This is a genomic window from Inhella proteolytica, from assembly GCF_016093275.1.
In the GTDB taxonomy this organism is placed as follows: Bacteria; Pseudomonadota; Gammaproteobacteria; order Burkholderiales; family Burkholderiaceae_C; genus Inhella; species Inhella proteolytica.
In genome coordinates, this window is sequence record NZ_JAEDAK010000009.1 from 1 (window position 1) to 18,456 (window position 18,456).

An 18,456-nucleotide genomic window follows, 5' to 3' on the forward strand; every position below is an offset into this window, starting at 1 on the left:
CGCTGCGGCGGCGGCGGCCAGCCGGGCCTGGGCACGGCCCAGCGCGGCCTCGGCGGCCTCGGCCTGCGCGGCCAGCTCGGCGCGGCTGCGGGCGTCGCGCAGCGGCGCCAGGCTGGCTTCGATGTGACCCATCACCTGGCCGGCCTGCACGGCGTCCCCCGCCTCCAGCGTGGGCCGCAGCCAGCGCCCGGCCAGCGGCGCGGCCACCTGGTAGCGCTGCACCACCTGCGTCTTGCCGTCTTCCTCGATGCCGGCCTCAAAGAGGCCGGTGCGCACCTCGGCCAGATCGACCTGGATGGGCCGGGGCGCAAAGGCCCAGCCCAGCAGGGCCAGCAGCGCCACGCCAGCTCCGGCCATCAACCATTTCGTTCGCATCTGCATGCCTGTCTGCCTTTCTATTCACGCGTCTTCAGCGCGGCGACCATGTCAAGCCGGTCGATGCGCCGGCGCACCACCAGCGCGCTGGCCACGCCGGCCGCCAGCACCGCCAGCGCCGCCCAGGCGTAGGTGCGCGCCTGGATGACCACCGGGAACAGGAACTGGTCCGTCTTCATCAACCCCACCAGCGCGTGCGTCAGCCCCGAACCCAGCAGCATGCCCAGCGGCAGGCCCAGGGCGATGACGATCGCCATCTCGCCCAGCAGCAGGGTGGACACCTCGGCGCGCGTGAAACCGAGCACCCGCAGTGAGGCCAGCTCCCAGCTGCGCTCGGCCAGCGCGATGCGCGCGTTGTTGTAGACCACGCCCACCGCGATGACGCTGGCAAACAGGGTCAGGATGGTGCTCATGATGCGCACATTGCGCGCGCTGATCTCTTCCATGTTGCGCAGCAGCGTGGCCTTGCTGAAGCTGCCCACCACCAGGGGGCGCTCGCGCAGGGCCTGCAGGACCTCGGCCTCGCGCCCGCGCTCGACGATGAGGGCGAACTGCGAGGCCACGTCCCCCTCGCGCAGCAGGCGGTTGAGCGCGCGCCGCTCGATGTAGGCATTCAGGCCCATCATTTCGCGCACCGTGGCCTCCAGCGGCAGGCTGAGCAGGCGCCCGCTGCCGTCCTGCAGTTCCAGCTGCACCGTGTCGCCCACGCGCAGGCCGAGCTTGTCGGCCAGGCGGTCGGTCAGCAGCAGGCCGGTCGCGCTGGGCCGGCTGGCGCGCCCGTCCACGTCGACGATGCGGCGCGCCTCGGGCTGGGCCGCGTAACCCTGCAGGCTGCCGCGCTGCTGGCGCAGGCCGTTGCGGAAGGTGACCGGCAGGTCGCGCCCGGGCTCCACCTGCAGCACGCCGGGCAGGCGGGCCAGCTCCAGGCGGGCCTGCGCATCGCCGGCCTCGGCGCGCCAGACGATCAGGTCGGAGCGCATCACCTGGTTGAACTGCGCGTCGACGATGGTGTCGATCGCATCCCGAAAGAAATTGCCCAGCACCACGATGGCCACCGCGGCCGCCACGCCGGCCACCGCCAGGGCGCTGCGCCAGGGGCGGCGCTCCATCTGGCGCAGGATCATGCGCAGCGGCACGCTGGCACGCACCCGCGGCAGGCGCTCCAGCACCGCGGGGCGGTAGCGCCCGGGGGTGGCGGGCCGCATGGCCTCCGCCGGACTCAGGCGCACGGTGGCGGCAATGGCATTGAGCGTGCCGGCCACGGCCATGGCCACCGAAAGCGCCGCGCTGCCCAGCACCAGGCCGGGCGCCAGCACATGCTCGAAGCGCACGAAGCGGAAGAACTCCGCGTAGAGCTGGGTCATCAGCAGGCCCAGGGTCTTGCCCAGCACCAGGCCGAGCAGCAGGCCCAGGGTCACGACCAGCAGCACCATCTGCAGGTAGTGCAGCGCAATGCGCGCGTTGCCGTAGCCCAGGGCCTTGAGCGCAGCAATCTGCTCGCGCTGCGTCAGCACCAGGCGGGCCACCACCACATTGAGCAAGAAGGCCGCCACGCCCAGGAAGATCACCGGCAGCAGGGTGCCCAGCACGCGCTGCTCCTTGATCTCGTTGTCCAGCATGGCGTGCGAGGTCTGCTCCGCGCGGCCCTGGGCCGCGCGCCCACCGAAGGGCCGCAGCAGCTCGTCCAGCTGGCGCGTCAAGGCCACCGCGTCGGCGCCCGGGGCCAGCTTCAGCGCCACCTGGTTGAAGGCGCCGCGCATGTCGTAGGCGCCAGCCAGCTGCTCGCGGTCCAGCCACAGCACGCCAAAGCCGCGCAGATCGGGCATGCCGCCCAAGCCGGCAAAGATGAACTCCGGGCTGAGCGCCCAGCCCACCACCTGCAGCTCGCGCTCGCGCCCGTTGATCAAGGCCTTGAAGCGCGCCCCGGGCACCAGGCCGCGCGCCTCGGCAAAGGCGGCGGAGACCAGCACCTCGATGGCACCGCGGCCGCTCGTGGCGCCGGCCTGCAGGCCCCGCCCGCGCGAGACGAAGAGCTGGTTCAGGCGCGGCGGGCTGCGCAGGTCCAGGCCGATCAGCTGGCCCAGCACCGGGTCGTCCACCCCCGGCAGCTCCAGGCGCACCACCTGGTCGATGCGGGTCTGCACCTCGGCCACGCCGGGCAGCTCGCGCAGGCGCGCCTCCAGGCTCAGCGGGGCGCGCTTGAGGCCGGCGAACACATCGGCAAAGCGGCCTTGGGCGTAAAAGGCCTCGCGCGCGGCGGCGAGCGAATCCACGGCCGAGAGCGTGGTCAGGAAGCCGCCCATGCCGCAGGCCACCACCAGGGCGATGGTGATCGCCTGGCTCCACATCAGCCGCAGGTCGCGCAGCAGCTTGCGGTCCAGGGCTTTCATCGCGCGGATCTGCGGCTCACCAGCTCAGCTCGGCCGGCGTGAGCTTGTGCGGGTTGCGCTCAATGCGCTGGATGCACCCGTCGCTGAGGTGGATGACGCGATCGGCCATGCCGGCGATGGCGGCGTTGTGCGTGATGACGATGACCGTGGTGCCCAGCTCCTGGTTGATGCGCGCGATCACCTCCAGCACCAGCTTGCCGGTCTGGTAGTCCAGCGCGCCGGTGGGTTCGTCGCACAGCAGCAAGTCGGGCCGCTTGACGATGGCGCGGGCGATGGCCACGCGCTGCTGCTCGCCGCCCGAGAGCTGGGCCGGAAAGTGGTCCGCGCGCGGCGCCAGACCGACGTGCGCGATGGCCTCGTCCACCGGCATGGGGTGGGCGCTGATGTCAGTGACCAGGGCGACGTTCTCGCGCACGGTCAGGCTGGGGATCAGGTTGTAGAACTGGAATACGAAGCCGACATGCTCGCGCCGGTAGCGCGTCAGTTCGGCCTCGCTGGCGCCGCTGAGCCAATGGTCGCCAAAGCGCAGCTCGCCGCTGCTGGGAATGTCCAGCCCGCCCAGGATGTTCAGCAGCGTGGACTTGCCGCTGCCGGAGGCGCCCAGCAGCACGATGAACTCGCCGCGCTGCACCGCCAGGTCCACGCCGCGCAGCGCATGCACGGCGGCCTCGCCCTCGCCATAGGTCTTGCTCAGCTGGCGGGCCAGGAACACGGTGTCAGCGGCGGGGGTGGCATCTCCCATCCCGCCAGCATCGCCGCAAGGCCGCCCAGCGGCCTTGCGCAGCGTCAAAGACGGCCGAGCACCCGCCCCGCCACCCCCACCTCGGCCCACAGCGGGCCGGCGCTGGCGAACACCAGCGCGTCCAGCCAACGCGCCATGGGCACGCCCTCCAGGCCCTCGGCGCTCAGGTCCAGCACCAGCCAGTCGGCACGCGCGCCCTTTTCCAAGCCCCAGGCGGCAAAGCCGGCGGCGCGACCGCTGCCGGCCAGCATGGCGTCAAAGAGGCGCGCGGCGCTGCTGGGTTGGCGGCCGGGTTGGCTGGCCACATTGCGCTGGCGCTTGACGAGGCGCTGGCCGTATTCGAGCCAGCGCAACTCCTCGCGCCATTCGCGCCCGACCTCGGAATCGCTGCCCACGGTGAGCGGCACGCCGGTGTCCAGGTAGCCGGTCAGCGGCGCCAATCCATCGCCCAGATTGGCCTCGGTGGTCGGGCAGATCACCACGCCCGCCCCCTGGCGGGCCAGCAGTTCCACCTCGAAGGGCTCGGCGTGCGTGGCATGCACCAGCTGCCAGCGCGCGTCCAGGCCCTGCTGCCGGCACAGCCATTCGATCGGCCGCTGGCCGGTATGGGCCAGGCAGTCGCGCACCTCGCCGGTCTGTTCGGCGACATGGATGTGGATGGGCAGGTCCTGCTCGCCAAGCTGCTTCATCAGCGCGGCGATGTCCTCGGGGTGGGCGGCGCGCAGCGAGTGCAGGGCCACGCCGGCGTTCAGCGTGGCGCTGCGCTGGCTGTTGATGCGGCGCTGCGCGTTGAACACCCAGTCCGCATCGGTCTTGAAGCGGCGCTGCGTCGGCTTCAGGCCCTTGCTGCCGAAGCCCTGGTGGGCGTAGAGCACGGGCAGCATCGTGATGCCGATGCCGGCCTCCTCGGCCGCATCGATCAGGGCCCAGGCCATGGTCAGCTCGTCGGCATAGGGCTGGCCGTCGGGCTGGTGCTGCAGGTAGTGGAACTCGCACACCTGGGTGTAGCCGCCGCGCAGCAGTTCGCGGTAGAGGCGCATCGCCACCCGCTTCAGTTCCTCGGGGCTGATGGAGAGCGCCACGGCATACATGGCCTCGCGCCAGCTCCAGAAGTCGTCGCTCTCGCTGTCACGGGTCTCGGCACCGCCGGCCATGGCGCGTTGGAAGGCGTGGCTGTGGGCGTCAACCAGGGGGGGAATGACCGGACCGTTCAAAACCCTCGCGTCCGACGGTTGCGGGACGTTGGGGGTGACGGCTTGCCAGTGGCCGTCGCTGTCGATTTCGAGCAGGACGTTTTCTTGCCAACGGCCTTCGAGCCAGGCGGCGGGGGTCCAGAGTTTGTTGCTCATGTCTTGTCTGTCCTGTGTGAGAGCCCGCCGGGATTCCGCCCCGGCCGGCGGGTCACTTTCTTTGCTGCGCCAAAGAAAGTGACCAAAGAAAGGCGCTCAATGCACGCAGCCGACCTAGGGTCGGCCGCGACTGCACGTCCGGCTCACATGGCTCCCACAGCCCTCCTCTGACTGCGAAAACCTGCCCGCTAAGCTGGCCGGAGTACCGGCCGTCTAGACCACCGCAAACCATCACAGGCTTTCTGCGATGAATGGACCCCCAACGAGCAACAGAGCGGCTCCACGGGCTGGTTGGGGGTGAGTTCTTCGGAGCTCGGAGGCCATGGTCCTCGCTGCCAGGGACGACCGGTACTCCGGGCGCCTTCGTCGTCCTGCCCGTCGAAGTCAGATGAGGGCTCGTCTCAGTGTGAGCCCAAGCACCGCCATCACAGCCCGCCCCTAGGGCGGCTGTGTGGGTTAGCGCCTTTCTTTGCCCCGCGTTTCTTTGGCGCAGCAAAGAAATGCGGGTCGGGGTGCAGGGGTTGAAGACCCCTGCGGGCTCCCACGCAAGCAGCATCACCGAACCGCAGCCAGATAAGCCGTCAACAAGCGCTCCAGCACGGGCTCCAACTCGGAAGCACGCTCCACCAAATACGGCCGCGGCGCCGGCTCCCGCTTGTCTTCCAGCATGTAGATCGCCTGCACCATCTCCATCTGCAGCGCATGCACGCCATGCTCCGGCCTGCCGTAATGCCGCGTGATGTGCCCGCCCTTGAAGCGCCCATCCACCACCTGCGAGTAGCGCGTCTGCGCCGCCAGCACCTCGGCCACCTGGGCCAGGATGGGCGCGGCACACGCAGCCCCGCTGGCGCTGCCCAGGTTCAGATCCGGCAGCCGGCCCTCGAACAACCAGGGCAGCTCGGATTCGATCGAATGCCCATCCCACAGCAACGCCACGCCATGCTCGGCCTTGAGCCGCGCCAACTCGCCCGCCAGCGCCTGGTGATACGGCCGCCAGTAGAGCTGCAAGCGGCGCTGGCGCTCGGCCCCATCGGGCTCACGGCCGGCGTGATACAGCGGCTGGCCCTCGAAGTCACGCGTCGGGCACAGCTCGGTGTTGCTGGCGCCGGGGTACATGGGCGCGTCGTTGTCCGGGCGGTTCAGGTCGATGACGTAGCGCGAGTAGCGCGGCACCAGCAGGCTGGCGCCCAGGCGCTCGGCGATCGGGCGGTACAGGCGCTCCAGGTGCCAGTCGGTGTCGGCACTGGTGCGGGCTTTGTCCACGTAATGGGGGCAGAGCTCGGAGGGGATCTCGAAGCCCACATGGGGCAGGCTGATCAGCAGCGGCACGGAGCCGCGGGTGAGGGTGTAGACGCTGCTCATGCAAGCTCCTGGTCGGCCAAGCCGCCAAAGACACGATTCAACAGGGGCCGCCCCCCCAGCCAGTAGCTGAGCTCGCGCGGGTGGTCGACGCCCCAGATGCAGAAGTCGGCGCGCGTGCCCGCCGCCAACACGCCACGATCCTTGAGGCCTAGCGCGCGCGCCGCGTTCACGGTCAAGCCGCGCAGCGCCTCCTCGGGGGTCAGGCGGAAGTGGATGCAGGCCAGCTGCAGCGTGGCCAGCAGCGACAGCACGGGCGCCGTGCCGGGGTTGTGGTCGGTGGCCAGGGCCATGGGCACGCCGGCCTCGCGCAGGGCGGCAATCGGCGGCAGCTTGGTTTCGCGCAGGCAGTGGTAGGCGCCGGGCAGCAGCATGGCCACGGTGCCCGCGGCGGCCATGGCCTGCACGCCCTCGGGGCTCAGCCACTCCAAGTGGTCGGCGCTCAGGCCGCGGAAGCGCGCGGTGAGCTGGCTGCCGCCCTGGTCGCTGAGCTGCTCGGCATGCAGCTTGACGGGCAGGCCCAGCGCGCGGGCGCGCTCGAACAGGCGCTCCACCTGCGCGGCCGTGAAGCCGATGGTTTCGCAGAAGGCATCCACCGCATCAACCAGGCCTTCCGCCTGCAGCAGCGGCAGGTCTTCCAGGCAACTGTCCACGTAGGCGTCGGCCCGGCCCTCGAACTCGGGCGGCAGCGCGTGCAGCCCCAGGTAGGTGGTGCGCACCTGCACGCCCTGGGCGGCCAAGCCACGCGCCACGCGCAGCATCTTGGCCTCGTGCTCGCGGCTCAGGCCGTAGCCGCTCTTGATCTCGATGGTCGTCAGGCCCTCGGCCTTCAAGGCCGCCAGGCGCTTGGATGCAGAAGCCAGCAACTCGGCCTCGCTGGCGGCGCGGGTATGCGCCACGGTGGAGCGGATGCCGCCGCCGGCGCGGGCGATTTCCTCGTAGCTGGCGCCCTGCAGGCGCAGCTCGAACTCATGGCCGCGGTGGCCGCCGTAGACCAGATGCGTGTGGGCGTCGATCAGCCCGGGCGTGACCCAGGCGCCCTGCAGCGCATGTTCGCGCTGCACGGGGGTGCCGCGCGGCAGATCGGCCAGCGGCCCGACCCATTCGATGCGCTCGCCGCGCGTCAGCAGCGCGCCGTTCTCAATCGCGCCCCAGGGCTGATCGCCTGCGAAGGTGGCCAGGCGCGCGTCACGCCACAGCGTCAGATCACTCATGCCTCAAAACTCCCTTTGAGCAGATGGCGCTGGCCCGGATGCACCAGGCGCACCCAGGTCACGGTGCCGGCCGGGCTGCGGCTGCGGCGTTCAATCACCAGGCAGGGGTCGCCGGCCTGCAGCCCCAAGGCGGCGGCGTCTTCGACGCTCGCGCCCACGGCCTCGATCTGGTAGTCGGCACCGGTCAGCGGCGCCACCTGCAGCAGGTAGGCGGTGGGGGTGATGCGGCGGAAATCCTGCTGCAGGTAGTCGGGCGCGCAGGCCGGGTTGACCAGGCGCTCTTCCAGCTGCAGCGGCAGGCCGTTCTCGCGGTGCAGGATGCGGCTGTGGAAGATGCGCGCGCCGGTCTCCAGGCCCAGGCGCTCGGCCTCCTGGCGGCGTGCGCGGCGCTCGCCCATCTGCAGCGGCTCGGCCTCGTGGCGGTGGCCACGCGCGGCAATTTCCTCGTGGATGTCGCGGATCACCAGGGTCGAGGCCACGCGCTCCAGCGGCGCCACGAAGCTGCCCGCGCCCTGCTGGCGCCGCACCAGGCCTTCCTGCTCCAGCTCGCGCAGCGCGCGGTTCACCGTCATGCGGCTGACGCCGAATTGCGCCACCAGCTCGGCCTCGCTGGGCAGGCGGTCGCCCACCGTCCATTGGCCGCTCTTGATGCCATCGCGCAGATGACTTTGCACCAGCACATACCGGGGTTCGATGTCTGCCATGGCTCGATTGTGCAGCCCCTTGACGGCACTTGTCTAGACAACTTAGGATGGCTCCATCCCGTCCCGTTGGAGCCCTCCCATGTCCTCACCCCGCGTCGTCCGCGCCCCCCGTGGCACCGAGCTTTCGTGCAAGAACTGGCTGACCGAAGCCGCCTTCCGCATGATCCAGAACAACCTGGACCCCGAGGTGGCCGAGCGCCCCGAGGACCTGGTGGTGTACGGCGGCATCGGCAAGGCCGCGCGCAACTGGGAGGCCTTTGACCGCATCCTCAGCAGCCTGAAGACGCTGGAGAACGACCAGACCCTGCTGATCCAGAGCGGCAAGCCGGTGGGCGTGTTCCCCACCCACCCGAACGCCCCGCGCGTGCTGCTGGCCAACAGCAATTTGGTGCCGGCCTGGGCCACCTGGGAGCACTTCAACGAGCTGGACCGCAAGGGTTTGATGATGTACGGCCAGATGACGGCCGGCAGCTGGATCTACATCGGCACGCAAGGCATCGTGCAGGGCACCTACGAGACCTTCGCCGAGGCCGGCCGCCAGCATTACGGCGGCAGCCTGGCCGGCCGCTGGGTGCTGACCGCCGGCCTGGGTGGCATGGGCGGCGCCCAGCCCCTGGCCGCCACCTTTGCCGGCGCCTGCTCGCTGAACATCGAGTGCCAGCAGAGCCGCATCGACTTCCGCCTCAAGACCCGCTATGTGGACGAGCAGGCCAAGGACCTGGACGACGCGCTGGCGCGCATCGCCAAGTACACGGCCGAGAAGAAGGCCGTCTCGATCGCCCTGCTCGGCAACGCCGCCGAAATCCTTCCGGAACTGGTGAAGCGCGCGAAGGCGGGCACCGCCATCAAGCCGGACATCGTGACCGACCAGACCTCGGCCCACGACCTGATCAATGGCTATCTGCCGATCGGCTGGACCGTCGAGCAATGGCAGGCCGCCGCAGCCGATTCGGCCCAGCACGCCGACCTGAAGGCCGCCGCTGCGCGCGGCTGCGCGGTGCACGTGCAGGCCATGCTGGACTTCCAGGCCATGGGCATCCCGACCGTGGACTACGGCAACAACATCCGCCAGGTCGCGCTGGACCAGGGCGTGAAGAACGCCTTCGACTTCCCCGGCTTCGTGCCCGCCTATGTGCGCCCGCAGTTCTGCGAGGGCCGCGGCCCCTTCCGCTGGGTGGCCCTGAGTGGCGACCCCGAGGACATCTACAAGACCGACGCCAAGATCAACGAACTCTTCCCCGAAGAGACGCGTGTGCACCGCTGGCTGGACATGGCGCGTGAGCGCATCGCCTTCCAGGGCCTGCCGGCGCGCATCTGCTGGCTGGGCCTGGGCCAGCGCCATCTGGCCGGCCTGGCCTTCAATGAGATGGTCGCCAAGGGCGAGCTGAAGGCCCCGATCGTCATCGGCCGCGACCACCTGGACTGCGGCAGCGTGGCCAGCCCGAACCGCGAGACCGAAAGCATGATGGACGGCAGCGATGCGGTGAGCGACTGGCCGCTCTTGAATGCCATGCTGAACACCGCCGGCGGCGCCACCTGGGTGAGCCTGCACCATGGTGGCGGCGTGGGCATGGGCTACAGCCAGCATTCCGGCGTGGTGATCGTGGCCGACGGCACGGCGGACGCGGCCGAGCGCCTGAAGCGCGTGCTCTGGAACGACCCCGGCACCGGCGTGATGCGCCATGCCGATGCGGGCTACGACATCGCCAAGACCTGCGCCAAGACCCAAGGCCTCAACCTGCCGAGCCTCTGAACATGACCACCACTCTGAAACTCACCCCCGGCTCGCTGAGCCTCGACCAGCTGCGCGCCATCCAGCAAGGCGGCGTGCGCCTGGAACTCGTGCCCGAGGCCTGGGAGGACGTGCAGCGCGGCGCCGCCGTGGTGCAGAAAGCCGCGGCGGGCGACGCCGCCGTCTACGGCGTCAACACCGGCTTCGGCAAGCTGGCCAGCAAGCGCATTGCCAAGGACGAACTCGACACCCTGCAGCGCAACCTGATCCGCTCGCATTGCGTGGGCGTGGGCGCGCCGATGAACGAGCGCGTGGTGCGCCTGATGCTCGCCACCAAGCTGGCATCCCTCGCCCGCGGCATCTCGGGCGTGCGGCCCGAGGTCGTGCAGGCCCTGCTGGATGTCTTCAACGCCGGCCTGACGCCCTACGTGCCCTGCCAGGGATCGGTGGGCGCCTCGGGCGATCTGGCCCCGCTCTCGCACATGAGCCTGGCGTTGATGGGTGAAGGCGAGATGCTGGTGGACGGCCAGCGCCGCCCGGCCGCCGAGGTGCTGAAGGCCGCCGGCCTGCAGCCCCTGCAGCTCGCTGCCAAGGAAGGCCTGGCCCTGATCAACGGCACCCAGACCAGCACCGCGCTGGCGCTGGACGCCCTGCTGCGCTTCGAGGTGCTGTACGCCAGCGCCGTGGTCAGCGGCGCGCTGAGCCTGGACGCCGCCCGCGGCAGCGACGGCCCCTTTGACCCGCGCATCCACGCCGTGCGGGGCCAGCCGGGTCAGATCGAGGTGGCGGCCGTGTACCGCGAACTGCTCAAGGGCAGCGCCATCCGCGCCAGCCACGCCGAGGGCGACGACCGCGTGCAGGACCCCTACTGCCTGCGCTGCCAGCCCCAGGTGATGGGCGCCTGCCTGGACCAGGCCCGCTACGTGCGCGATGTGCTGCTGCGCGAGGCCAATGCGGTGACCGACAACCCGCTCGTCTTCGCCGAGAAGGACGGCACGGCCACCATGATCAGCGGCGGCAACTTCCACGCCGAGCCGGTGGCCCTGGCGGCTGACGCGCTCGCGGTGGCCATTGCCGAGGTCGGCGCCATCGCCGAGCGCCGCATCGCCATGCTGATCGACACCGGCGTCTCGCGCCTGCCCGCCTTCCTGACCGAGAACGCCGGCCTGAACAGCGGCTTCATGATTGCCCATGTGACCGCGGCGGCCCTGGCCAGCGAGAACAAGAGCCTGGCCCACCCGGCCAGCGTGGACAGCCTGCCCACCAGCGCGAACCAGGAAGACCATGTCTCGATGGCCACCTTCGGCGCGCGCCGGCTCGGCCCGATGCTGGACAACACCGGCCACATCGTCGCGATCGAATGGCTGGCCGCTTGCCAGGGCTTCGAGTTCCTGCGCCCGCTGAAGAGCTCGGCCGCGCTGGAGCGGGCCCACACGCAGCTGCGCGCCAAGGCCCCGGCGATGAACACCGACCACTACCTGGCGCCGGACATCGAGGCCGCGTTTGCGATGGTACAGGCGGGCACGCTGGCGAGCCTGGCGCGCCAGCATGGGGCGCTGCGGGTGTTCTAAGCCCTTGCAAGCGGAGGCGGCGGCCCCCACGCCGCCGCCCTCAAGCAAGCGCGAACTCCGTCCGTCAAGGTCTCCAGCGCAGCCGCGTGGGCGGGTCGGGACAGCAGGCCACTGCTGAGCAGTCCCGACACATCCTTCAGGCCGCTGCCCGTCACCAGCACGACCGAGGTCAGCGGTGCCGTGAAGGCGCCATGCACCAGGGCACCGGCATAGGCCGTTGCCGCGCCGGGCTCGGCAAAAACGCCGCAGCGCCGTGCGAGTCCGATCACCGACTCGTAGATCGCCGCATCGCTGACGCGCAGGAACTCACCGCCACTGGCCTGCACGGCGCGCAGCGCCTTGATGCGGTCGCGCGGCAGTGCCACGCTGATGCTGCTGGCCGCTGTGCGCGGCGCCAGCGCCTGGGCGGCGTGCGGTCCGTTGCCGGCTTGCCAGGCACGCCACAGATAGTCGCTGCCCGTCGCCTGCACGCCGATGATCTGCGGCACCCGGGCCTCAAGACCCATATCGACGAGCTCGCGAAAGCCTTTGTAGACGGCCCCCACGATGCAGCCGTTGCCCACCGGCACGTAGACGCGGTCAGGCACACGCCGGCCAAGCTGCTCGTAGATCTCGAAGGCCACGGTCTTCTTGCCTTCGGTCATGTAGGCGTTGAGCCCGGTGCTGCGGTTGTACCAACCGTGCTGCAGGCAGGCATGGTGGCAGGCCGCGAAGGCCTCGTCGTAGGCCCCCTGGACCTCGGTGACCTCCGCGCCATAGGCGCGGATCTGCGCCAGCTTCTCGCGCGCCGCGTTGGCTGGCGCAAAGATGACGCAGCGCAGTTCGCTGGCCGCACTCATGCAGGCCAGGGCGGCCGCAGCATTGCCGGTGCTGGCGGCGGCGATCACCGAGGCACCGCGCTGCTGCGCCAGCGTGACGGCCAGCGCACTCGCGCGGTCCTTCAGTGAACCGCTGGGGTTGCGGCTGTCGTCCTTGATGAAGACGCGTCCCCCGCCCGCCGCTGCCGCCTCGTACAGCGGCGATCCGCCCGTGTGCAGCGCCGGCACGCCATCACCCGAAACGGGCAGAAGCGGGTGGTAGCGCCACATGTCGAAGGGGCTGCCTGGACCCAAGGCTGCCACGAATGCCGCACGCTGGCCCCGGTAGTCGTACTCGAGGTCCAGCGCGCCGTCGAGCTCGCAATGGGGACAGAAGTAGCTGACGGCATCCGCGCTGTAGCGGCGCTGGCACTGCAGGCAATGCAGGCTGTACTTGCAGGCATCGGCCACAGCAGGCTCCAGGTCAGGCCGGGCTCAGGCCGCCGTCGCGCCGCGCACCATGATGGCGTCAACGGCCACCAAGGTGCCACGCGCCAGGCTGGCAGCACCCACCGTGGTGCGGGCCGGATAGGGCTGCTGGAAGAACTCGGCCATGATGGTGTTCATCAGCGCGAACTTCTCGATCTCGGTGATGTAGACCGTGACCTGAACCACATCGGCCAGGCTGCCGCCACAACCCTCGGCCATGGTGCGCAGGTTCTGGAAGGTCTGGCGCACTTGGCCTTCGAAGCCGCCGGGGGCGATGTCATTGGTGCCTGGGATGACTGGCGTCTGCGCGGCCAGGAAGATCATGTCGCCGACGCGCACGGCCTGCGAGTAGGTGCCCAAGGGGGCTGGGGCTTTGTGGCACAGGATGGTGCTGCGCCGGGCGCTGGAGGGGGAAACGGGGAGTTCGGCAATCGCGCTCATGGAAGTCCTTGGCAGGGGTTGAGAAAGTCAGGCAGGGTCAATGCAGATCGGCGACCGCGAGCAGGCACTCGCGGCTGCGGGCGTGCAGTCGGACGGGGCTGGTCTGTTTGGGGTCCAGGCCCTGCAGCTCGGCGTGCAGGGCAGCGCCACGGGTGAGCGCGGCACAAAGACGTGCCACCGCAGGCGCGGTCTGGATGCCGTAACCCCCGAGGGCGGCGCACCAGACGAAGCCGTCCTTCTCAGGGTCCACGCCGATCACCGGCGAGCGGTCCGGCACGAAGACGCGCAGGCCTGCCCAGCGGTTCAGCACGCGGCGCGGGCGCAATTGCGTGGCCCGCAGCAGACGCTCCATGGCGATGGCCACCCCCAGTTCATCGGGCAAGGCATCGCAGGGTTCGCTGGGCGTTTCGTCGCAGGGCGAGACCAGCAAGCGACCGACTTCGGGCTTGATGAAGAGCTGCTCGTCCACGGTACCGAGGTAGGGGCAGCCGCTGACCTCGCACTCCGGGTCCACCACCACCACGGTGCGCAGTAGTGGGCGCAGGCCGAGCGGGCGCACCCCGCAGCGTCGGGCCAGCTCGTCCGCCCAGGCACCCGCAGCATTGACGATGCTGCCGGCGGCCACATGACTGCCATCGGACAGTTGCAGCGACCAGCCGCCGCCGTCCTGGTGGGCGGCCAGGAGTTCCGTGCCGGCCCTGACCTGACCGCCGAGCTGGCGCAGGCGACGCCGGAAGGCGCTGTGGATGGCGTGGACATCGAGGTCGAAGGCCGAGGGCTCAAGAATGCCCGCGACCCACTGCGGGCCCAGAAAGGGCAGGTGCCGGCGCAATTCGGCACCCTCCAGCCACTCGGCCTGCGGAACCTGGCGCCGCACAGCCGCATGGCGCTGGCGCAGCTTGGCCAGATTGAGCTCGTCGCCCACGATCAACGCACCGCGCGGCGCCCACAAGGGCTCGCTGGTGAACGCAGGATCGGGCTCGTGAAAGAAGGCGCGGGAGGCACCCGTCAACTGACGGATCAGCTCATTGCCATAGCTCTCCATCGAGATTGCGGCAGAGCGCCCGGTCGTGTGATACGCCAGACTGGCTTCGCGCTCGATCAGCAGCACGCGGCCGTGGGCGGCCAGTTCGCTGGCCACCGCCACGCCGGCGATCCCGCCGCCGACCACGACAAATTCAAAACTCGGGAGGGTGGTGTTCATGGCTTGGCTCAGGCCTTGCTGGCCATCGCATGGGGCAGCGCGTCGCGCGTCCAGGGCCGGTGCAGCACCAGGTAGGCAAGCCCGCCCAGCAGCAGGCCCCAAAAGGCCGAACCCAGGCCCAGCCAGCTCATGCCGGACGCCGTGGCCAGCAAGGTGACGAGGCTGGCATCGCGATGGGGCTCGTCCTGCACCACCCCGATCAGTCCAGTTGCAATGGCGCCCAGCAAGGCCAGCCCGGCCAGGGCGCCGATCAGCTGCGGCGGCAGCGAAGCAAACACCAGGGCCAGCGCGCCGCCAAAGGCACCGATGAGCAGATAGATCAGCCCGCAGGCCACGCCGGCCACATAGCGTTTGGCGGGCTGCTCGTGCGCCTCCTTGCCGGTGCAGATGGCCGCGGTGATGGCCGCCAGATTGACCCCGTGCGAGCCGAAGGGCGCCAGCAGCAGGGACACCAGGCCGGTGAGACCGACGATGCCGGCCGCCGGCACCGGGTAGCCCGAGCTGCGCAGCACCGCCATGCCGGGCACGTACTGGCCGGTCAAGGTGACCAGCGCCAGCGGCAGGCCCAGGCTGAGCACGGCATGCGTGGACCACTCGGGCATCACCAGCGTGGGGCGCACCAGTTCGAACTCGACGCCTGCGAAATGGGTCTGACCCAGGGCCATGGCCGTGGCGATGCCAACCCCCATCACGGCCGCGATGGCGTAGCGCGGGCGCAGGCGCTTGAACACCAGGAAGGTCGCAATCATCAGCAGCACCAACAGGGGGCTGGCCGAAATGGAGGCGAACACCCCGGTGCCGAAGCGCAGCAGGATGCCTGCCAGCATGGCGGCTGCCAGGCCCTTGGGAATGTGGGCGATGAAGCGGTCGAACAGGCCCGAAACGCCGATCAGGGTGATGGCCGCCGAGGCCACCAGATAGGCGCCGACGGCCTGCGGCAAGCTCAGCGTCGGCAGCGTCGCCACCAGCAGCGCGGCGCCGGGCGTGGACCAGGCGGTGATGATGGGCGTCCTCAGCCGCCAGCTGAGGATCAGACCGGTGAGGCCGCTGCCGATCGAGATGGCCCAGATCCACGACGAGGTCATGGCCGTCGAGAGCTGGGCCTGGCGCGCGGCCTCGAACACGATGACCAGCGGCCCCGCATAGGAGATCAGCACCGCCAGCAGGCCGGCGACCCAGGCGGACAGGGATTGGTCGGCACGGAATTCTTGCCAGGTGGTGCGCATGCGGAGTCCTTCAGCGGTAGACGGGGAAGCGCGCACACAGCGCGCGCACCTGGTGGCGGATCTGGGCCAGCAGCGCCTCGTCCTCGGGGGCTTGCAGGGCGTCGGCCACCCAGACGGCGACCTGACGCGCTTCGTCCTCGCCAAAGCCGCGCGTCGTCATGGCAGGGCTGCCCAGGCGAATGCCGCTGGTCAAGGCCGCCTTGCGCGGATCGCCCGGCACCGCGTTCTTGTTGCAGGTCAGGCCCAGACCTTCGAGCAGCTGCTGCGCGTCCAGCCCGGTCAGGCGCGAATCCCGCAGGTCCACCAGCATCAGATGGCTCTCGGTGCGCCCGCTGACGATGGACAGGCCACGCGCCTGCAGGGTCTCGGCCATCACCTGGGCATTGCGCAGGACCTGGCGCTGGTGCTGGACGAAAGCGGGCGTGGCTGCCTCGCGCAGCGCCACCGCCTTGGCGGCAATCACGTTCATCAGGGGGCCGCCCTGCAGGCCGGGAAAGATCGCCGCATCGATGGCCCGCGCAAACGACCGCTTCATCAGGATCAGCCCGCCGCGCGGGCCACGCAGGCCCTTGTGCGTGGTGGTCGTCACCACATCGGCATGGGGAATGGGGCTGGGGTACTGCTCGGCCGCCACCAGGCCCGCGTAATGGGCCATGTCCACCATCAGGTAGGCGCCGACCGCGCGCGCCACGCGGGCGAAACGCTCGAAGTCGATGCGCAGCGAATAGGCCGAGGCGCCGGCAATGATCAGCCGCGGCCGCACCTGATGCGCCAGGCGCTCCATGGCGTCGTAGTCGATCTCGCACTGCGCGTTCAGCCCGTAGCTGCTGACCTGGAACCATTTGCCGCTGATGTTCAGAGGCATGCCATGGGTCAGATGGCCGCCCTGGTTCAGGTCCATGCCCAGGATGCGGTCGCCCGGCTGCAGCAGCGCGAAGAACACCGCCTGGTTGGCTTGCGAGCCGGAGTGCGGCTGGACATTGGCCGCCTCGGCACCGAACAGCTCGCAGGCGCGCTGGATCGCCAGCGTCTCGGCGCGGTCCACGACCTCGCAGCCCCCGTAATAGCGCCGCCCCGGGTAGCCCTCGGCGTACTTGTTCGTCAGCTGCGAACCCAGCGCCTGCAGAACGGCCGGCGAGGTGTAGTTCTCGGAGGCGATCAACTCGATGTGCGCCTCCTGGCGCTGGGCTTCATCCTGCACCACGGCCCAGATGTCGGGGTCGGTGCTGGCGAGTGAGTCGGTTACTTGATTAAACATAATGAGTCATTTGAATCGATTCATTGATCAACATTGCATTGGCTCAATGTAGCGAATTTCCATCCGACAACACCCCCCCAGTTCTTGGGATTTCCAACCTACGCAGGGTCGATTGCCCGATTGCGATGGAGAATTGCCTTAGTTGAATCAACTCAATGCGCCAAATACACCATGTGGATTCCCCAACTGGTCGAGGGTGATGGCCCGATCTACCTGCGCCTGGCCGACACGCTGCGGCGCGACATCCAGCAAGGGGTGCTGGAGGCCGGGGAACGCCTGCCGACCCTGAAGGAACTGGCCGCCGCGCTGGGCATCACGCCGGGCACCGTCGGGCGTGCCTATCAGGCCGTGCACCGCGAAGGCCTGGTCAGCGGCGAGGTCGGGCGCGGCACCTTCGTGTGCGAACGCGCCTTGCCGCCGCCGGGTGCGCCCGCGGCCCCCGCGGTGCTGGGGCTGGACATGTCGATCGTCAAGCCCAATGCCGCCCTGCAGGAGTCCTTCGTGCGCGCGGCGCTGGCCGAGCTGGCGCAGTCCGCACGCCTGCCCGACATGCTGGACTACACCCCCGACGGCGCCAACAGCCAGCACCTGCAGGCCGGCGCGCAGTGGCTGCAGGAGGCCGGCCTGGCCGCGCAACCCGAGCAGGTGCTGCTGACCTGTGGCGGCCAGCACGGCTTGTGGCTGGCGGTGGCAGCGCTCACACGGCCGGGCGATCTGGTGCTGTGCGAATCGCTCTGCTACCCCGGGGTGGCCTCGGTGGTGCAGCTCCTGGGTCGCCGCCTGCGCGGCGTGCCCATGGACGCGCAAGGCCTGCAGCCCGAGGCCTTGCGTGCGCTGTGCGAACAGGAACGACCAGCACTGCTGATCTGCATTCCCAATCTGCAAAACCCCACCGGCACCACCCTGCCGCTGGAGCGCCGGCGCCAGATCGCCGCCCTGGCCCGCGAGTTCGACTTCAAGCTGGTGGACGACGACCTGTACGGCTTTCTGGCCACCGAAGCCCTGCCCCCGCTGGCCAGCTTGGCCCCCGAGCGCACGCTTTACCTCACCAGCCTGTCCAAGTCGGTGGCCTCCACCGTGCGCCTGGGCTATGTGCACGCCCCACCGCAGTGGCTGACGGCGCTGGCCGCCGCCGTGCGCAGCAGTGTCTGGATGGTGTCGCCGCTGCTGGCCGAACTGGCCACGCAGCTGATCCGCAGCGGCAAGGCGCGTGAGATGGCGCATCGCCAACGCGAGGAGGCGCAAGCCCGCCAGACCCTGGCGCGCGCCTACCTGGGTGGCCTGAACCTGCGGGCCCACCCCACGGCCTTCCATCTGTGGCTGGAGCTGCCCCAGGCCTGGAGCAGCGGCGACCAGTTCGCGGCGCTCGCGCGCGGCCACCAGCTGATCGTGGCGGCGGGCGACAGCTTTTCCATGAACCGCGATGGCGAAGGCCGGCGCCATGTGCGCCTGGCCTTGATGGACGGCTCGCGTGAACGGCTCGAATACGCGCTGACCAAGCTCGCGGGCCTGGCGGCATCTCCCGATGCCGTCTGGCTCTGAGGCGTACGGCCGTCCCCCACTCGGGCGGGAGCGACGGTGCAGCTTCGTTTGGCTGAATCGAGG

General features: G+C 69.9%; 14 protein-coding genes and 1 pseudogene. 3 read left to right on the forward strand and 12 right to left on the reverse strand.

Translation table 11 applies throughout. From position 1 onward, the window contains the following. The 7 genes and pseudogenes from I7X39_RS13510 to hutC all read right to left on the reverse strand — a co-directional run. A pseudogene (locus tag I7X39_RS13510) lies at positions 1 to 381 on the reverse strand (efflux RND transporter periplasmic adaptor subunit); the annotation flags it as partial. A gap of 14 nt (positions 382 to 395) precedes the next feature. Then, a complete protein-coding gene (locus I7X39_RS13515) occupies positions 396 to 2,765 on the reverse strand; it encodes an ABC transporter permease (RefSeq protein ID WP_198111692.1) in 2,370 nt (789 codons plus the stop codon). A 16-nt stretch (positions 2,766 to 2,781) separates the two neighbouring features. Continuing rightward, positions 2,782 to 3,507, reverse strand: a complete 726-nt coding sequence (locus I7X39_RS13520) for an ABC transporter ATP-binding protein (RefSeq protein WP_198111693.1) — start codon at positions 3,505 to 3,507, stop codon at positions 2,782 to 2,784. 44 nt (positions 3,508 to 3,551) lie between these two features. After that, a complete protein-coding gene (gene hutF / locus I7X39_RS13525; RefSeq protein WP_198111694.1) occupies positions 3,552 to 4,856 on the reverse strand; it encodes a formimidoylglutamate deiminase in 1,305 nt (434 codons plus the stop codon). Between the two features lie 555 nt (positions 4,857 to 5,411). Next, entirely contained in the window at positions 5,412 to 6,218 is an 807-nt protein-coding gene (gene hutG / locus I7X39_RS13530; RefSeq protein WP_198111695.1) for an N-formylglutamate deformylase, read from the reverse strand. Continuing rightward, entirely contained in the window at positions 6,215 to 7,429 is a 1,215-nt protein-coding gene (hutI, locus tag I7X39_RS13535) for an imidazolonepropionase (RefSeq protein WP_198111696.1), read from the reverse strand. Before hutI ends, hutG begins: the two co-directional genes overlap by 4 nt. Further along, positions 7,426 to 8,133 (reverse strand): histidine utilization transcriptional repressor HutC, encoded by a 708-nt coding sequence (gene hutC / locus I7X39_RS13540; protein ID WP_198111697.1) that lies wholly within the window; start codon positions 8,131 to 8,133, stop codon positions 7,426 to 7,428. The genes hutI and hutC overlap by 4 nt, the downstream gene beginning before the upstream one ends. Before the next feature lie 79 nt (positions 8,134 to 8,212). Between hutC and hutU the strand changes: the two genes are divergently transcribed. Together hutU and hutH are read left to right on the forward strand one after the other, a co-directional pair. Beyond that, positions 8,213 to 9,886 carry a urocanate hydratase gene (gene hutU, locus I7X39_RS13545; RefSeq protein WP_198111698.1) on the forward strand — a complete coding sequence of 558 codons (1,674 nt, stop codon included), beginning with the start codon at positions 8,213 to 8,215 and terminating at the stop codon, positions 9,884 to 9,886. Between the two features lie 2 nt (positions 9,887 to 9,888). Next, positions 9,889 to 11,436 carry a histidine ammonia-lyase gene (gene hutH, locus I7X39_RS13550; protein ID WP_198111699.1) on the forward strand — a complete coding sequence of 516 codons (1,548 nt, stop codon included), beginning with the start codon at positions 9,889 to 9,891 and terminating at the stop codon, positions 11,434 to 11,436. Here the strand turns inward: hutH and thrC are convergent. Genes thrC through glyA form a run of 5 tightly spaced genes read right to left on the reverse strand, consistent with a single transcriptional unit; the run spans position 11,433 to position 16,851 of the window. Next, positions 11,433 to 12,704 carry a threonine synthase gene (gene thrC / locus I7X39_RS13555; RefSeq protein ID WP_198111700.1) on the reverse strand — a complete coding sequence of 424 codons (1,272 nt, stop codon included), beginning with the start codon at positions 12,702 to 12,704 and terminating at the stop codon, positions 11,433 to 11,435. The genes hutH and thrC overlap by 4 nt on opposite strands. 24 nt (positions 12,705 to 12,728) lie before the next feature. After that, a complete protein-coding gene (locus I7X39_RS13560; RefSeq protein WP_198111701.1) occupies positions 12,729 to 13,163 on the reverse strand; it encodes a Rid family detoxifying hydrolase in 435 nt (144 codons plus the stop codon). Between the two features lie 37 nt (positions 13,164 to 13,200). Then, a complete protein-coding gene (locus I7X39_RS13565; protein ID WP_198111702.1) occupies positions 13,201 to 14,367 on the reverse strand; it encodes an NAD(P)/FAD-dependent oxidoreductase in 1,167 nt (388 codons plus the stop codon). 8 nt (positions 14,368 to 14,375) lie between these two features. Continuing rightward, a complete protein-coding gene (locus I7X39_RS13570; RefSeq protein WP_198111703.1) occupies positions 14,376 to 15,593 on the reverse strand; it encodes a benzoate/H(+) symporter BenE family transporter in 1,218 nt (405 codons plus the stop codon). A 10-nt stretch (positions 15,594 to 15,603) separates the two neighbouring features. Beyond that, positions 15,604 to 16,851, reverse strand: a complete 1,248-nt coding sequence (gene glyA / locus I7X39_RS13575; protein ID WP_198111704.1) for a serine hydroxymethyltransferase — start codon at positions 16,849 to 16,851, stop codon at positions 15,604 to 15,606. Positions 16,852 to 17,022: 171 nt separating this feature from the next. Here glyA and I7X39_RS13580 point away from each other — a divergent pair, with 171 nt between their 5' ends. After that, on the forward strand, positions 17,023 to 18,393 hold the full coding sequence (locus I7X39_RS13580; RefSeq protein ID WP_198111705.1) for an aminotransferase-like domain-containing protein: 1,371 nt from the start codon (positions 17,023 to 17,025) through the stop codon (positions 18,391 to 18,393). Positions 18,394 to 18,456 lie beyond the last annotated feature (63 nt).

Excerpts from the sequence above, each read along its gene's own strand:
- hutH (WP_198111699.1), top strand. The coding sequence starts at position 9,889 with ATGACCACCACTCTGAAACTCACCCCCGGCTCGCTGAGCCTCGACCAG.
- I7X39_RS13560 (WP_198111701.1), bottom strand. The coding sequence starts at position 13,163 with ATGAGCGCGATTGCCGAACTCCCCGTTTCCCCCTCCAGCGCCCGGCGC.
- I7X39_RS13515 (WP_198111692.1), bottom strand. The coding sequence starts at position 2,765 with ATGAAAGCCCTGGACCGCAAGCTGCTGCGCGACCTGCGGCTGATGTGG.
- I7X39_RS13580 (WP_198111705.1), top strand. The coding sequence starts at position 17,023 with ATGTGGATTCCCCAACTGGTCGAGGGTGATGGCCCGATCTACCTGCGC.
- hutI (WP_198111696.1), bottom strand. The coding sequence starts at position 7,429 with ATGAGTGATCTGACGCTGTGGCGTGACGCGCGCCTGGCCACCTTCGCA.
- hutC (WP_198111697.1), bottom strand. The coding sequence starts at position 8,133 with ATGGCAGACATCGAACCCCGGTATGTGCTGGTGCAAAGTCATCTGCGC.
- glyA (WP_198111704.1), bottom strand. The coding sequence starts at position 16,851 with ATGTTTAATCAAGTAACCGACTCACTCGCCAGCACCGACCCCGACATC.
- hutF (WP_198111694.1), bottom strand. The coding sequence starts at position 4,856 with ATGAGCAACAAACTCTGGACCCCCGCCGCCTGGCTCGAAGGCCGTTGG.
- I7X39_RS13520 (WP_198111693.1), bottom strand. The coding sequence starts at position 3,507 with ATGGGAGATGCCACCCCCGCCGCTGACACCGTGTTCCTGGCCCGCCAG.
- I7X39_RS13565 (WP_198111702.1), bottom strand. The coding sequence starts at position 14,367 with ATGAACACCACCCTCCCGAGTTTTGAATTTGTCGTGGTCGGCGGCGGG.
- I7X39_RS13570 (WP_198111703.1), bottom strand. The coding sequence starts at position 15,593 with ATGCGCACCACCTGGCAAGAATTCCGTGCCGACCAATCCCTGTCCGCC.
- hutU (WP_198111698.1), top strand. The coding sequence starts at position 8,213 with ATGTCCTCACCCCGCGTCGTCCGCGCCCCCCGTGGCACCGAGCTTTCG.
- hutG (WP_198111695.1), bottom strand. The coding sequence starts at position 6,218 with ATGAGCAGCGTCTACACCCTCACCCGCGGCTCCGTGCCGCTGCTGATC.